Here is a 13,854-nt window from a genome sequence, read left to right as displayed (position 1 = left end):
CGTGGATGGCGACATAGCACCCGTCCTGCGATACCCGTGGGAGACCCCGCCGGAGCGCGGACAAGCGATCGAGGTGGCGCCGGGTGTGCTGTGGATGCGCCTGCCGCTGCCAATGAAGCTGGATCACGTCAACATCTATGCGCTGGACGATGGCGATGGATGGACCGTGATCGACACCGGGTTCGACACCGGTTTGAGCCGTGCGGTCTGGGGCGAATTGCTGGCGGGACCGTTGGCGGGCAAACCGGTGACCCGCGTAGTGGTGACGCATCATCACCCCGATCACGTTGGCCTGGCAGGGTGGTTTCAGACCGAGCACGGTGCCCGATTGGTCACCACGCGCACCGCCTGGCTGTTCGCGAGAATGTTGTGGCTGGACGATCAGGCCCGCCCGCCCGGGGAAACACTGGAGTTCTGGCGCAGTGCGGGGATGGATGCGGATCTGTTGGCCCGGCGGGCTGCCGAAAAACCGTTCAACTATGCCGATATCGTCGCTCCGATGCCGCTTGGGTTCAGCCGCGTGGCACAGGGCGATACCATCTTTATGGGCGGTCGTCAGTGGGACGTGCATATCGGCAACGGCCACGCGCCAGAACACGCCACATTCTGGAGCCGAGACGACAATCTGGTGATCTCTGGCGATCAGATCCTCAGCTCGATCAGCCCCAATATCGGCGTCTATGCGACCGAACCCGAGGCCGATCCATTGCAGGGGTGGCTTGAGGCCTGCGAGCGGTTTGTGCCGTTGGCGCGCGCGGACCAGCTGGTTTTGGGCGGCCACAAGCTGCCGTTTACCGGATTGCCGTTTCGCTTGCATCAGCTGATCGAAAACCACCATGGCGGGTTGCGCCGGTTGTTGGAATTCCTGGCCGAGCCGAAGCCCGCCGCCGCCTGTTTTGCGCCGCTGTTCAAGCGCCGGATCGGGGCGGGCGAATACGGTCTTGCGCTGGTCGAGGCGGTGGCGCACGTTAATCACCTGTATCTGTCCGGTCAGGTCGAACGCACCCGAGGGCCGGAGGGTGCATGGCTGTATCGGACCAGGGAGCAGGGCAATGGATGAAGATGTTCGCACAACCGCCGAACTGGTCGAGGCCGACGCCTTGCCACGGATGCGCGAAGCCCACGCCGACCCGGATGCCTGTGTCGGACTGGAATGCGTTCCCGAGCAATTGAACCGACCGGTCGGAAACAAGAGCGCGGCGCAATGGGCCTATGAGCGGCTGATCATCTATATTCAGAATTTCGAGGCGCAACTGGATGGTGAACACGAGGTCGCCATGGGCTTTGTCGGAGGCGATGCCGGGGTGTTGCGGATTGAGGGTTTGGGTTATTACGACCCGGATATTGTTACCTTCTATGGCCGCGATGCAAGCGGTGCGCAGACCCAGCTGATCCAGCATGTCAGTCAGCTGAGCGTGTTGTTGCGTGCGGTATCCAAACCGCGCCAGGATGCCCCCGCCAACCGGATCGGGTTCCGGCTGGCGGCCGAGCTGGAAAAAGGCTGACGCGCCCTTGCGCAGTGCGACTGCATTCCGTTTTAAGGGTCATCGTCTGTACGGAGTGTGAACCATGTCGGTCCTATCCACCGTTCTGCAAGCCTATGGTGACAGTTGGCGGCGCAACCGGGTCATTGTTGCGCTCTATTTTGTGTTGCGCCTGGTTTCGCTGGCCGTGCTTGCGCCGCTGGTGGGTGGGCTGATCAACGGTGCGGTATCGTTGTCCAGCCAATCGGCACTGACCGATCAGGATATCGCCGGTTTCGTTTTGACACCTGTGGGTTTTGTCGCGGCCGTGGGTATCCTCAGCCTTTTGCTGGTGGTTGAAGTGCTGGGTTTCGCGGTCATGACCGCGATCTGGCGCGCCGGGGGTGTGGGTGGTGTGGCCGCCGCGCGGGCGGCTTTGTGGGCGGTCATCCGGCGGTGGCGGCCGCTGTTGGTCTTTGCGCTTCTGTTCGTAATGAGGGTGCTGGCACTGGCGCTGCCCTTTGTACTGCTTGGCCTGCTGATCGCCGCGCGGTTCCTGACCAAATATGACATCAACTATTACCTGGCCTATCGCCCGCCGCAGGCGATGATTGCCGGGGGGATCATCGCGGTGTTGCTGGCGGGACTGGCGGTGGTATTGCTGATGCGGCTGTCTGGCTGGGCATTGGCGCTGCATATGGTGCTGTTCGATGGCGTCGGTCCCCACGCCGCCTTTGCGCGCAGCGCCGAATTTATGGTGGGCCGCCGGTTGCAATTGCAGCGTGAACTTGTGGTATGGATCGTTCTGCGTGCCGCCCTGATGGGGGGGGTAGGGCTGTTGGCCGGGGTTCTTCTGAATCTGATGCCTTTACAGGCAGAATCGGGCATGCGGCTGGTGCTGGCGATCACTATGGCCGTTGTGGCGCTGTGGACGCTGGCCCGAACGGTGGTTTCGGCGTTGGCGCTGGGGGCTTTGGCGCGGGTGGTGAACGGGCATTTCCACGGTGGTGTACCGTTGCAGCCCCCAGCCGCACGCCCGCCGGGCAGTGTGCGGGGACGTCTGGCGTTGGGCTGTGCCGGGATTGTGGGGCTGGTGATGTTTGGATTCTGGTCCGGGGGCCGGTTACTGGATGGTATCAGCACGCAGGACGATGTCACCGTCATTGCCCATCGCGGTGCCGCCGGAAGCCGCCCCGAGAACACGCTGGCCTCGGTGCAAAAGGCGATCGAGGACGGCACCGACTGGGTCGAGATCGATGTGCAGGAAACCGCTGACGGTGAGGTGGCGGTGGTTCACGACAGCGATTTCATGAAATTGTCGGGTGCCGATCTCAAGATCTGGGAGGCCACGATGGACGATCTGGCCGAGATCGACATCGGCAGTTGGTACGATGGCATCTATGCCGATCAGCGCACGCCCCTGCTGCGCGATGTGCTTGAGATGGCCAAGGGTAGGGCAAAGGTGCTGATCGAACTGAAATACTATGGCCACGATGTCGAGCTGGAACCGCGTGTCGCTGCGATTGTCGAAGAGCTGGACATGGCGGATCAGATCGCCACCATGTCGCTGAAATATCCAGCGGTACAAAAGATGTTGGCGTTGCGGCCTGACTGGCGCAGTGGGATCCTGGCCGCCACGGCGGTGGGCGATCTGGCCGGGTTGGACGGAGATTTCATCGCCGTGAACATGGGGCAGGCGGGGCCGCGCCTGGCGCAGAGGACCGCGGCTGCGGGCAAGGATCTGTATGTCTGGACCGTGAATGATCCGCTGGAGATGTCCAAGATGATTTCGATGGGCGTCAGCGGTCTGATCACGGACGAGCCGGCTCTGGCAAGACAGGTGTTGCGGATCCGCGCCGGGCTGAGCACGCCCGAGCGGTTATTGCTGTGGATGAGCGAGGAACTGGGGGTGTCGCTGAACACCAAGAGGTATCGCGATGACTCGCCCTGATGCCCTGATGCTTGCCTGCATGCTTGCCCTGTGCGCCGAGGGGCTGGGCGGGCGCGCCGCCGATGCCCAGACGGGCGAGGCAGAAGCGGGCGGTGTGACACGAACGCTGGAACTGCGCGCGCACCAGGCGCTGATCGACCGACGGGTCCGCGACGATGCCGAACTGTCCCCGTTTGAAACCGACGGGTGCAGCGGTGGGCTGTCCGATATTTGGCGGCTGGTTTCGGCGCAGTTCCCCGATTTTGCCGAGGTGCATCAGGAAACGCCACCCTGGGAAGACTGCTGTGTCACCCATGACGCGGCCTATCACGATGGGGCCGGGGCCCAGACCGCCACCCAAAGCTATGCCGCGCGGACGCGGGCGGATGCTGCGCTGCGCAGCTGTGTGATCGAAACCGGACAGGACCGTCGGCACGAAATCGCCACGTACTATGGTGTCGACGAAGATGATGTGACCGCAGCCTATGCGGTGATCGCGGATGCCATGCATCTGGCGGTTCGCTTCGGCGGTGCCCCTTGCACCGGGCTGGCCTGGCGCTGGGGCTTTGGCTGGCCGAACTGTTCCATCCTGAGCGCGGGCGCACAACAGTGACAGGGTTTTGACCGCCTTGCGATTGACGAGGTGGCCGAGATTTGCGATTGCGTTAGACAACAGAAATCCAACGCGAACGGAATCGGGTGACATGGCTGAGTACAAACACGGCGAGATGGACATCACGGCACAGACCAAGACATTTGACGGCTTCATGAAATTCACCGCATGGAGCGTTGTGGTGATTCTTGCCGTTCTGGTGTTCCTCGCCATCTTTGCCCGCTGATCTGGCCCGGTAAATGCTGCGAGTAATTGTTGGTGTTTTGATGCTGCTGGCTGTGGCCGGTTGCACCAAGCCGGCGCGAAACTATGGCGACGATGCGACGATTGCCGCAGCTGCGTTTCGCAACCCCGAGCCGCCGTCTCTGACCCTGTACACCATGATCAACAACCGTTCTGGCGAGGGCGCTCATACGGCGTTGCTGATCAATGCGTCCCAGCAGGTGATCTTTGATCCGGCAGGGTCCTTTTATTCATCGGCCACACCCGAGCGCGACGACGTGATCTTTGGCGTCACCCCGCAGATGGAAAAGGCTTATCGCAGCGCCCACGCGCGCAGCACATTCCATGTGGCCAGCCAGAAGATCGAAGTGAGCCCGCAACAGGCCGAGCGCGCCTATCAGTTGGCGGTGAGCAATGGCCGTGTCCCGGACGCATTTTGCGCCAGTTCGACCGCAAAGCTGTTGTCGCAGGTTCCTGGCTTCGAAAGCATCAGAAGCACGTTTTACCCGAAGAAGCTGATGGATCAGTTCGCGCAGATCCCGGGTGTGAGAACCGACCGCTACTATGAGGACGATAGTCCGGACCTGCAAAAAGGACTGGACGAGATCAACGCGGCCCTAACCCAATAAATAGAGCAGGGCGTATAACGTCCCCGCACCGGCAAAGATGGCCGCGATGACGTTCCTGGTTAAGAACCCGACCGCCAATGTGGCGGCGGCCGCCGCCAGTCGCGCGGTGTCCGGCTGGCCCTGGGTGACAGCGGGCCAGATCACCAGCGGTGTGACCAACGCCGGAAGAATTGCGACCGCAGTATAGCGCAGGTGCCGCAGCAGCCAGCCCGGCATGGCGCGGCTGCCGACCAGCCCGATGAACACGAACCGTAGGGCAAAGCTGCCCACGGCCATGCCGATGATGACGATCCACAGTGTGGTTGGGTCGATCGGGTCGCTCATACGCTTTGCTTTCTGCGGTCCAGCATCACTTCGGTCTGCGCCCCGGCCATCATTCCGGCAAGCCCTGCGATCAACAGGCCCAGGTTATAGGCCAGACCGGCCGCGGAGATGGCCACGCTGATCGACACCAGGGCGGCGACAATATGAGCCGGGGTGCGCAGCATTGGCCCGATCATCGCGAGAAAGGCGATGGGCAGGGCAAAATCCAGCGCCCAGCTTTCCGGAATCTGCGACCCCATAACGGCCCCAGCCAGCGTAGCGCCATACCAGAGCGGCGCGATCAGCCCGATGGTGCCAAAGAAATAGGCCATGCGTTCGCGCATCGTCATGTCGCGGTGTGTTTCATATTGAACGATGGACAGCGCATAGGATTGATCGACCGTGAAATAGGCCGCGAGTGCGCGCTGCCACAGCGGCGCCGCGCCCAGATACGGTGTCAGCGAGGCCGAGTACATTGCCACCCGCAGGTTCACCGCCAGGGCCGAGACCAGCACCATCACGGTCGGGGTTTGCTCCTGCATCAGTTGTAATGCGGTGAATTGCGCGGCCCCGGCAAACACCGTCATGGTGAAGGTCATGGTTTCAACGACACCCAGCCCCGCCTCGACAGCGAGAACCCCGAACAGAAGGCCAAACGGACCGGCCACCAGAACGAACGGAGCACTGTCGCGGATGCCCTTCCAGAAGAACGATTTTGCTGTGGTGGACGTCATGCGTTGCCCCTAGACTGTATCCGCTTGCACTAGCGATGATCGGGAGGGGTTGCAATTGGCCACGCAGCAAGATGTCGCGGACTACATCATCGCGCCGGACCCTGGCGCGGCGCGTCTGACCCGTGCGGTGGAAGGGGTGGATCAGAATGGCGAACGTTCGCGAATTTCTGTAGTCGAGGAGCGGCCCCTGACCATATTTCTGAACGCGCAAGAGATTGTCACCGCAATGACCATCGGCGACTATCCCGAATATCTCGCGCTTGGATTTCTGCGCAATCAGGGGATGTTGCTGCCCGATGACCGGATCAAGGGCGTCGATTATGACGAGGATCTGGAAACTGTTGTGGTTCGCACCGAACGGCAAACCTCGTACGAGGAAAAACTGCGCAAGAAAACCCGTACCTCGGGCTGCGCGGTGGGCACGGTGTTTGGTGACATGATGGAAGGGCTGGAAGCGGTCCGCCTGCCGCAGGTGTCGGTGCGCACGAGTTGGCTGTACACGCTGGCGGCCCGGATCAACCGCACCCCGTCGCTGTATCTGGTGGCCGGGGCGATCCATGGAACGGTGCTGTGTCAGGGCGATCGCCCGCTTGTGTACATGGAAGACGTGGGGCGGCACAACGCGGTGGACAAGATCGCCGGGTGGATGATGCAGACGGCAACCGCCCCTGAGGACAAGATCCTGTATACCACCGGGCGGCTGACGTCGGAGATGGTGATCAAGACGGCGATGATGGGCATTCCGGTGCTGGCGTCGCGGTCGGGGTTCACCGCCTGGGGCGTCGAGATTGCCCGTGAAGTCGGGCTGACGCTGATCGGGCGGATGCGGGGGCAACGCTTTGTCTGCCTGTCGGGCGAGGATCGCCTGATGCGCGACGTCGATCCGGCAACGGTGGTTGCTGAAGATACCCGCCACCGCAGGAAGAGTGCGCAGGGATGAAGGCTCCGTTGGGTGTGGTGCTGGCCGGCGGGTTGGCCAGCCGGATGGGCGGTGGTGACAAGGGGTTGCTGAAGGTGCGCGGGCAAAGCCTGTTGGCGCGGGTGATCGACCGGTTGCAGCCGCAGGTGGCGGAGCTGGCGTTGAATGCCAATGGCGATGCGGCTCGGTTTGACGCGTTTGGCTTGCCGGTGTTGCGCGACAGTATCGATGGATTTCCCGGACCTTTGGCCGGTGTTCTGGCGGGGCTGGACTGGGCGGCGGCGCAGGGGGCCGACAGTATCGTGACGGCGGCGGCGGACACCCCGTTTTTCCCTGCGGATCTGGTGCCGCAGTTGCAACTGGCGGGCGAGGGCATGGCGGCCCCGCTGGTGCTGGCGGCAACCCCCGACGCCCGGCGCGGCCGCCTGCGTCACCCGACCTTCGGTCTGTGGCCGGTCGCCCTGCGTGAGGATTTGCGCGCCGCATTGCAAGACGGGCTGCGCAAGGTTGTTCTGTGGACCGATCGGCATGGCGGGCGCGAGGCGCTGTTTGACGCGGATGGGTTTGACCCTTTCTTTAACGTCAACACGCCCGAGGATCTGAAGCGTGCCGAAACCATGTTGGGGCAGACACTATGAAGATCTATGGCGTGACCGGTTGGAAGAATACTGGCAAGACCGGGTTGATGGAACGGTTGGTGGCCGAGTTCATCGGGCGCGGGTTTTCGGTTTCGACGATCAAGCATGCGCATCACAGTTTCGATGTCGACCAGCCCGGACGGGACAGTCACCGCCACCGGGTTGCGGGTGCGCAGGAAGTGCTGTTGGCTTCGGGGAACCGTTGGGCCCTGATGCACGAATTGCGCGGTGCGCAGGAACCGGCGCTGGCCGAGATGTTGGGGCGCCTCTCGCCCGTCGATCTGGTTCTGATCGAAGGCTACAAGCGCGAACCCCATGCCAAGATCGAAACTCACAGGGCCGAGGCCGGACAATCGTTGATTGCCCCGGAGGATGACTCGGTTCGTGCTGTGGCCAGCGATGTGCCGCTCACGCTGGATCGTCCGGTTTTTGATCTGGATGACACCGGGGCAATTGCCGATTTCATCGCCCAGGAGGTGGGGTTGTGAAGGGCGTTTTGCGCGGATCGCGACGGCGGGGGCACCCATGATCAAGCCGCCCCCCCTGCGCAATGACTGCTTTGCCTTGCCCGCCGGGGTGAACTGGACCCCGGTTGACGCGGCGCTGGCGCTGTTGCGTGACCGGCTGAGCGTTGTGGCGCAGGCCGAGACCCAACCGTTGGCGCAGGCCCTGGGCCGGGTTCTGGCACAGGATGTGATCGCCCGGCGGTCAAACCCGCCGCAGGCCAATTCGGCGGTGGATGGTTACGGGTTTGCGGGGCCGGTGTCTGAGGGCGCGCAGGCGCTGCCGCTGGTGCAGGGCCGCGCGGCGGCGGGCGTGCCGTTTGACGGTGCGGTGCCTGCGCGGCACGCGATCCGCATCCTGACCGGGGCCGCGCTTCCCGAGGGGGTCGATACGGTAATTCTGCAGGAAGATGTCACCACCGATGGCAACCAGATTGCGTTTCACGGGCCGCTAAAACAGGGCGCAAATGCAAGGCGGGCAGGCGAGGATGTACAGGGCGGCGATCTTGCGTTGGCCACGGGGCGGGTCTTGACGGCGGCGGACCTGGCGTTGCTGTCTGCGGTCGGCGTGGCGCAGGTGACCGTGCGCCAAAGGTTGCGCGTTGCTGTGATGTCGACCGGGGACGAGCTGGTCGAGCCCGGACAGGGGGCCGGGCCTGGGCAGATCTTTGACGCCAACCGGCCCATGTTGTTGGCGATGGTACAACGGTTTGGGTTCCTGCCTGTGGACATGGGCCGGGTCGGGGATGACCGGGCGGCCCTGCGGGACCGTCTGGATCGGGCATCTGAGCGGGCGGATGTGATCCTGACCAGCGGCGGCGCGTCTGCCGGGGACGAAGATCACGTCTCGGCTTTGTTGCAAGAGGCGGGCGCGATGCAGCAGTGGCGCATTGCGGTCAAGCCGGGCCGCCCCCTGGCGCTGGGGCTGTGGTCGGGCACGCCGGTGTTTGGATTGCCGGGAAATCCGGTGGCCGCGATGGTCTGCACCCTGGTTTTCGCCCGACCGGCGATGGGCCTGTTGGCCGGGGCGGACTGGCAAGAACCGCAGGGGTTCGATCTGCCTGCCTGTTTTGAGAAACGCAAGAAGCCGGGACGGCGGGAATACTTGCGCGCCCGCGTTCGGGGGGGGCTCGTCGAAGTGTTTGCCTCGGAAGGGTCGGGCCGGATCAGCGGGCTGAGCTGGGCCGAGGGGCTGGTCGAACTTGAAGACGGCGAACGTCACATCCGGCCCGGAGACCCGGTGCGTTTCATCCCCTATGGCAGTTTTGGCCTGTAAAGCGGTCTAAAGGTGCGTGGATTCAGGCACCGGCGTCAGGGTGGTGTCATCTTTCCGCCACCGGTCGAGCTTTCAAAGGTCAGATCGCCCGTCGCGGTCGTGAAATCAGGTCGCAATCCGGTGCCGCCGTTTGTCAGGACCGTGACGATCCGATCGCCATGTTCGGCCAAAACACATCCCGTGTCTCTTCTCCGGCAGCGGGTGGACGGTAAATTCCGTGGTCAGGCGGGCCATGATCCGGTCGGTCACAGAGGCGATCAGCAAAAGGTGCGGTTTCATCTGCCCAGTTGTCCCGGCGCACGATCTGGGATCGTTCGCCCTGACCCTGGATACACACCGGTCCGGGTTTCATGCCCATGCCTGCGCCCGGAGGCGTTTCGGTAGATATCGCGTCGCCCAGTTCGACTTCCTAATCGGTGTGGGTGGAACCGCGTGGCATGCAAACCGTGTCATTGGGGCCGGCAACAGCGGAATTGGCCTTGAAGAACAGGATCGGATGGTCCGCAATCGCCATTTTGGCCTCGGCCGCGCGATCCGAGCAGTTCAGCCCGATGCCAGGTCAATGATTATCCCGGGGCAGGGATTTGTGCGCGATGTCCTGAAAGTCGGTCGCGCCGTCCAGAACCATGCCGTCCGAGAACGGGCGGACCCTTTCGCGAAATATTTCCTGCCAGGGCGATTGGCTGGGCGGGGAGAACGGCCGGATGGGTAGGGCGGCACGGCGGGCGTCCAGCTCGGCCTGATCGACCAGCATGTTGGCGGTGCATTTCCGCAGATCGATTCGCAGCCGGTCGCCGGTTTTCACCAAGGCCAAGCCGCCGCCATCTGCGGCCTCGGGGCTGGCGTTCAGGATCGAAGGGCTGCCGGATGTGCCCGATTGTCGTCCGTCGCCGACGCAAGGCAGCGCATGAATGCCGCGTTTCAGCAGGTAGGCGGGCGGGCGCATGTTGACCACTTCGGCCCCGCCGGGATATCCAATGGGGCCGGCCCCACGCATGATCAGGATGCAATGGGCGTCGATGGCAAGGCTTTCATCATCGATCCGCCTGTGGAAATCCTCGGGTCCGTCAAACACAACAGCGCGGCCCTCAAACGCGTCCGGGTCTTGGGGGTTGGACAGATAGCGATCCCGAAATTCGGGCGAGATCACGCTGGTTTTCATGATTGCGCTGTCAAACAGGTTCCCCGACAGGTTGATGAACCCGGCCTCGGCTGTCATCGGCTGGTCGATGGGTTTGATCACATCCGGCGTTTCGGTACGTTTGTCGGCACAGTTTTCGCCCATGGTCCTGCCATTGGCCGTCACTACCTTGGGATGGGGCAACAGGTCTGCGGCCAAAAGTTCACCGATCACGGCCGGGACGCCGCCCGCATGAAAGAAATCCTCGCCCAGATAGGCGCCCGCCGGTTGCAGGTTGACCAGCAGCGGCACCTTGTGGCCCAGTCGCTGCCAGTCGTCATTGCTCAGCTCGACGCCAAGGTGCCGGGCGATCGCGTTCAGATGAATCGGTGCGTTGGTCGACCCGCCGATGGCCGAGTTCACCACGATGGCATTTTCAAACGCCTGCCGTGTCATGATATCGGTCGGTTTCAGGTCGTCGTGCACCATCTGCACGATGCGCTTGCCCGTTTCATAGCTGATCTGCCCGCGCTTGCGATATGGGGCGGGGATTGCAGCCGAGCCGGGCAGTTGCATCCCCAACGCTTCGGCCAACGAATTCATCGTGCTGGCAGTGCCCATCGTGTTGCAATAGCCGACCGAGGTGGCCGATGAGGACACCAGTTCCAGGAACCCGTCGTTGTCGATATCGCCAGCAGCCAGCAACTCGCGCGCTTTCCAGACGATGGTGCCGGATCCGGTCCGTTCGCCCCGGAACCAGCCGTTCAGCATCGGGCCAACCGACAGCGCAATGGCGGGGATATTGACCGTCGCCGCCGCCATCAGCAGGGCCGGGGTGGTCTTGTCACAGCCGATATTCAGCACCACGCCGTCGATCGGGTAGCCATACAGCGTTTCTACCAGCGACAGGTAGGCCAGATTGCGGTCCAGCATGGCGGTAGGGCGTTTGCCGGTTTCCTGAATCGGATGTACCGGAATTTCGATCACTGTCCCCCCCGCCGAAATCACGCCGTCGCGTACCCGTTTGGACAGTTCGATATGGTGGCGGTTACAGGGGCTCAGATCGCTGCCGGTCTGGGCGATGCCGATGATCGGCTTGCCCGACTGCAACTCTTCGCGGGTCAGGCCATAGTTCAGGTAACGCTCGAGATACAACGCGGTCATTTCCGGATCGTCCGGGTTGTTGAACCAGTTCTGCGATCGAAGCGCGGGTTTCTTGTCTGCCATGCCGGTCTCTCCCTGTCAGTATGCCCAGGCGGATCTGCCACCGCTGTTATTCAACGGCCTAGTGGAATGTTGTTGATATTTCCAGTGCGGAGCTGTCCTCTGATATGAACGGCGGTGCAGGACCGCCGAGCAGACCGGGGAGAGGGCGCATTACACGGATTCTGATACTGGGCGGCGGCGGAATGCTGGGACAAAAGCTCGCTGTACGGCTGGCCCGTGACGGATGGCAGGGTGGCCCGGCCGAAGTGATCCTGCATGATATCGGCTTTCCCACCTCGGGGGCGCCGGCCGCGCGCCGTATCGCCGGCAGTCTGAGCGATACGGGGACGGCGCAACAGTTGGCCGAAATGCGGGCCGATGTGATCTTTCATCTGGCCGCCATTGTCTCCGGCGAGGCCGAGCAGGCGTTCGAACTGGGCTGGCAGGTCAATATGTTCGCCACCTGGAACCTGCTGGAGGCCCTGCGTTTGGAGCGCGCAGAAAGCGATGGCCTCTATTGCCCCCGGTTGGTGTTCTCGTCGTCGATCGCGGTGTTCGGCGCGCCCTTTCCGGATCGGATCGGTGACGACTTTATGACCGCGCCCCTGACGTCTTATGGCGCGCAAAAAGCGACCTGCGAACTGATCATCAACGATTTCAGCCGCAAGGGCATCATCGATGGTGTCTCGATCCGGTTGCCAACCATCTGCGTGCGGCCGGGTCGACCAAACAAGGCGGCATCGGGGTTTTTCTCGGACATCATCCGCGAGCCGCTGAATGGGCGGGATGCGGTTCTGCCCGTGCCGGATACGGTGCGGCACTGGCACGCCTCGCCACGGTCTGCGGTCGGCTTTCTGGTTCGTGCGGCCAGCCTGGATCTGGATCGGCTGGAGGGACGACGCAGCCTGAACATGCCGGGGCTGTCCTGCACTGTGGCCGAACAGATCGAGGCGCTGCGCGATGTGGCCGGTGCCGTGGCGGTGGCCCGGATCGAGCCGGAGCCGGATCCGGCGATCATGGCAATCGTTTCTGGGTGGCCGTGCAACTTTGACACCCGGCGTTCGAACGAGCTGGGGTTTGTCGCAGAGACGGACTTTGCCCAGATCATCCGCGCCTATCTCGATGACGACCTGGTTCCAGGTGGTACGTAATGAGCGGTCGACGATGGCGGCGGCTTCGGTACGATGGACTCGTTGGCCAAAGTTTGACCTAACTTCAGTGGGGGGGTGTCGAGAGATAACCGTGGGAGAGGCGATGGTCTGCTATAATGATTTAAGGCTAAACTAAAAGCCATGCGCTCTGTGCAGGGAGGTTATGCACGGGAAGGGCTACGCGACGTAACTGGCTCGTGTTATGACGCCCTTCACAGTGTTGTGCGGTGATTTAGCCGGAAAATGCGTTCAGTTACCTGTGTTGAGTTTTGTAATTTAACTTTAAACCAACGCGGCGGCCGTCGTGGTTGAAAGGGAAGAGGAACCTATGAAAGACCAGATCCAGGACATTGATCCTGTTGAATCCCAGGAGTGGCAGGAAGCGATTGAGGATGTGATTGAGCGCGATGGAGCCAATCGCGCACATTTTCTGTTGGACAAGGCGGTTCAACAGGCGCGTGCGGCCGGGGCGAACCTGCCGTTTTCGGCGACGACGCCTTATCAGAACACCATACCGGCGGATGATCAGGAGGCGTTTCCCGGCGATATCGAAATGGAATGGCGCATCCGCACCATCAACCGCTGGAACGCGATGGCGACGGTTGTGCGCCGTAATAAAGTGTCCAGCGAATATGGCGGGCATATCGCGTCCTTTGCCAGTGCGGCGGTGATGTACGATATTGGGCTGAACCATTTCTGGCGCTCCAAATCCGCTATCCACGGCGGCGACCTGGTGTTTTTTCAGGGACATGTGATTCCCGGCATCTATGCGCGCAGCTTTATGGAAGGACGCATCAGCGAGGCCGAGCTGGAAAATTTCCGCAGCGAAGTCGACGGCAAGGGTCTGTCGAGCTATCCGCACCCCTGGCTGATGCCGGATTACTGGCAGTTCCCGACGGTTTCGATGGGGTTGGGGCCGCTGATGGCGATCTATCAGGCGCGGTTCATGAAATACATGCACAACCGGGGCCATATCGATATGGGCGACCGCAAGGTCTGGTGTTTTCTCGGCGATGGCGAGATGGACGAACCGGAGAGCCGGGGTGCGATTGACCTTGCCGCGCGCGAGGGGCTGGACAATCTGATCTTTGTCATCAACTGCAACCTGCAGCGTCTGGACGGTCCGGTGCGCGGCAACCACAAGATC

15 protein-coding genes and 2 pseudogenes are annotated in these 13,854 nt (G+C 62.4%); 12 read left to right on the top strand and 5 right to left on the bottom strand.

Going from position 1 to position 13,854, the window contains the following annotated elements; all coding sequences use genetic code 11:
• Position 1: 1 nt before the first annotated feature.
• The 6 genes from NANH_RS0110835 (at position 2) to NANH_RS0110810 (ending at position 4,857) form a co-directional block, all read left to right on the top strand.
• Positions 2 to 1,060, top strand: a complete 1,059-nt coding sequence (locus NANH_RS0110835; RefSeq protein ID WP_027262059.1) for an MBL fold metallo-hydrolase — start codon at positions 2 to 4, stop codon at positions 1,058 to 1,060.
• Entirely contained in the window at positions 1,053 to 1,505 is a 453-nt protein-coding gene (locus NANH_RS0110830; protein ID WP_027262058.1) for a DUF6173 family protein, read from the top strand. Before NANH_RS0110835 ends, NANH_RS0110830 begins: the two co-directional genes overlap by 8 nt.
• Before the next feature lie 64 nt (positions 1,506 to 1,569).
• Positions 1,570 to 3,414 carry a glycerophosphodiester phosphodiesterase family protein gene (locus NANH_RS0110825; RefSeq protein ID WP_027262057.1) on the top strand — a complete coding sequence of 615 codons (1,845 nt, stop codon included), beginning with the start codon at positions 1,570 to 1,572 and terminating at the stop codon, positions 3,412 to 3,414.
• Positions 3,401 to 4,006, top strand: coding sequence for a hypothetical protein (locus tag NANH_RS26025; protein WP_074920651.1), 606 nt, complete (start codon positions 3,401 to 3,403; stop codon positions 4,004 to 4,006). The genes NANH_RS0110825 and NANH_RS26025 overlap by 14 nt, the downstream gene beginning before the upstream one ends.
• Before the next feature lie 91 nt (positions 4,007 to 4,097).
• Positions 4,098 to 4,232 carry an aa3-type cytochrome c oxidase subunit IV gene (locus tag NANH_RS0110815; protein WP_027262056.1) on the top strand — a complete coding sequence of 45 codons (135 nt, stop codon included), beginning with the start codon at positions 4,098 to 4,100 and terminating at the stop codon, positions 4,230 to 4,232.
• Positions 4,233 to 4,245: 13 nt separating this feature from the next.
• Positions 4,246 to 4,857 (top strand): hypothetical protein, encoded by a 612-nt coding sequence (locus tag NANH_RS0110810; protein ID WP_027262055.1) that lies wholly within the window; start codon positions 4,246 to 4,248, stop codon positions 4,855 to 4,857.
• Here the strand turns inward: NANH_RS0110810 and NANH_RS0110805 are convergent.
• Positions 4,846 to 5,181 (bottom strand): AzlD domain-containing protein, encoded by a 336-nt coding sequence (locus NANH_RS0110805; RefSeq protein ID WP_027262054.1) that lies wholly within the window; start codon positions 5,179 to 5,181, stop codon positions 4,846 to 4,848. The genes NANH_RS0110810 and NANH_RS0110805 overlap by 12 nt on opposite strands.
• Positions 5,178 to 5,894, bottom strand: coding sequence for an AzlC family ABC transporter permease (locus tag NANH_RS0110800; RefSeq protein WP_027262053.1), 717 nt, complete (start codon positions 5,892 to 5,894; stop codon positions 5,178 to 5,180). Before NANH_RS0110800 ends, NANH_RS0110805 begins: the two co-directional genes overlap by 4 nt.
• Before the next feature lie 49 nt (positions 5,895 to 5,943).
• Here NANH_RS0110800 and NANH_RS0110795 point away from each other — a divergent pair, with 49 nt between their 5' ends.
• Genes NANH_RS0110795 through NANH_RS0110780 form a run of 4 tightly spaced genes read left to right on the top strand, consistent with a single transcriptional unit; the run spans position 5,944 to position 9,230 of the window.
• On the top strand, positions 5,944 to 6,834 hold the full coding sequence (locus NANH_RS0110795; protein WP_027262052.1) for a formate dehydrogenase accessory sulfurtransferase FdhD: 891 nt from the start codon (positions 5,944 to 5,946) through the stop codon (positions 6,832 to 6,834).
• A complete protein-coding gene (gene mobA, locus NANH_RS0110790) occupies positions 6,831 to 7,451 on the top strand; it encodes a molybdenum cofactor guanylyltransferase MobA (protein WP_027262051.1) in 621 nt (206 codons plus the stop codon). The genes NANH_RS0110795 and mobA overlap by 4 nt, the downstream gene beginning before the upstream one ends.
• On the top strand, positions 7,448 to 7,939 hold the full coding sequence (mobB, locus tag NANH_RS0110785) for a molybdopterin-guanine dinucleotide biosynthesis protein B (protein ID WP_027262050.1): 492 nt from the start codon (positions 7,448 to 7,450) through the stop codon (positions 7,937 to 7,939). The genes mobA and mobB overlap by 4 nt, the downstream gene beginning before the upstream one ends.
• A 37-nt stretch (positions 7,940 to 7,976) precedes the next feature.
• Complete coding sequence (locus tag NANH_RS0110780; protein ID WP_036049718.1) at positions 7,977 to 9,230, top strand: molybdenum cofactor synthesis domain-containing protein; 1,254 nt, start codon at positions 7,977 to 7,979, stop codon at positions 9,228 to 9,230.
• A gap of 35 nt (positions 9,231 to 9,265) precedes the next feature.
• On the opposite strand, the gene NANH_RS29580 is transcribed toward NANH_RS0110780, so the two are convergent.
• The 3 genes and pseudogenes from NANH_RS29580 to NANH_RS0110765 form a co-directional block, all read right to left on the bottom strand.
• Positions 9,266 to 9,400, bottom strand: a complete 135-nt coding sequence (locus NANH_RS29580) for a hypothetical protein (RefSeq protein WP_281171017.1) — start codon at positions 9,398 to 9,400, stop codon at positions 9,266 to 9,268.
• 242 nt (positions 9,401 to 9,642) lie between these two features.
• Positions 9,643 to 9,783: pseudogene (locus NANH_RS29280) on the bottom strand (2-hydroxyhepta-2,4-diene-1,7-dioate isomerase); the annotation flags it as partial.
• Between the two features lie 6 nt (positions 9,784 to 9,789).
• Positions 9,790 to 11,577: an IlvD/Edd family dehydratase gene (locus tag NANH_RS0110765; RefSeq protein ID WP_027262048.1), complete on the bottom strand. Its 1,788-nt coding sequence runs from the start codon at positions 11,575 to 11,577 to the stop codon at positions 9,790 to 9,792.
• A gap of 104 nt (positions 11,578 to 11,681) precedes the next feature.
• Here NANH_RS0110765 and denD point away from each other — a divergent pair, with 104 nt between their 5' ends.
• Positions 11,682 to 12,707 carry a D-erythronate dehydrogenase gene (denD, locus tag NANH_RS0110760; protein WP_051372369.1) on the top strand — a complete coding sequence of 342 codons (1,026 nt, stop codon included), beginning with the start codon at positions 11,682 to 11,684 and terminating at the stop codon, positions 12,705 to 12,707.
• 328 nt (positions 12,708 to 13,035) lie between these two features.
• Positions 13,036 to 13,854 (top strand): annotated as a pseudogene (gene aceE / locus NANH_RS28805) (pyruvate dehydrogenase (acetyl-transferring), homodimeric type); the annotation flags it as partial.

It is taken from the genome of Sedimentitalea nanhaiensis DSM 24252, assembly GCF_000473225.1.
In the GTDB taxonomy this organism is placed as follows: Bacteria; Pseudomonadota; Alphaproteobacteria; order Rhodobacterales; family Rhodobacteraceae; genus Sedimentitalea; species Sedimentitalea nanhaiensis.
Note: the sequence above shows the minus strand (reverse complement) of the source record. Positions and strands in the feature narration are given on the sequence as shown.

Excerpts from the sequence above, each read along its gene's own strand:
- NANH_RS0110830 (WP_027262058.1), top strand. The coding sequence starts at position 1,053 with ATGGATGAAGATGTTCGCACAACCGCCGAACTGGTCGAGGCCGACGCC.
- NANH_RS0110815 (WP_027262056.1), top strand. The coding sequence starts at position 4,098 with ATGGCTGAGTACAAACACGGCGAGATGGACATCACGGCACAGACCAAG.
- NANH_RS0110780 (WP_036049718.1), top strand. The coding sequence starts at position 7,977 with ATGATCAAGCCGCCCCCCCTGCGCAATGACTGCTTTGCCTTGCCCGCC.
- denD (WP_051372369.1), top strand. The coding sequence starts at position 11,682 with ATGAACGGCGGTGCAGGACCGCCGAGCAGACCGGGGAGAGGGCGCATT.
- mobA (WP_027262051.1), top strand. The coding sequence starts at position 6,831 with ATGAAGGCTCCGTTGGGTGTGGTGCTGGCCGGCGGGTTGGCCAGCCGG.
- mobB (WP_027262050.1), top strand. The coding sequence starts at position 7,448 with ATGAAGATCTATGGCGTGACCGGTTGGAAGAATACTGGCAAGACCGGG.
- NANH_RS0110810 (WP_027262055.1), top strand. The coding sequence starts at position 4,246 with ATGCTGCGAGTAATTGTTGGTGTTTTGATGCTGCTGGCTGTGGCCGGT.
- NANH_RS0110825 (WP_027262057.1), top strand. The coding sequence starts at position 1,570 with ATGTCGGTCCTATCCACCGTTCTGCAAGCCTATGGTGACAGTTGGCGG.
- NANH_RS0110765 (WP_027262048.1), bottom strand. The coding sequence starts at position 11,577 with ATGGCAGACAAGAAACCCGCGCTTCGATCGCAGAACTGGTTCAACAAC.
- NANH_RS0110800 (WP_027262053.1), bottom strand. The coding sequence starts at position 5,894 with ATGACGTCCACCACAGCAAAATCGTTCTTCTGGAAGGGCATCCGCGAC.
- NANH_RS26025 (WP_074920651.1), top strand. The coding sequence starts at position 3,401 with ATGACTCGCCCTGATGCCCTGATGCTTGCCTGCATGCTTGCCCTGTGC.
- NANH_RS0110805 (WP_027262054.1), bottom strand. The coding sequence starts at position 5,181 with ATGAGCGACCCGATCGACCCAACCACACTGTGGATCGTCATCATCGGC.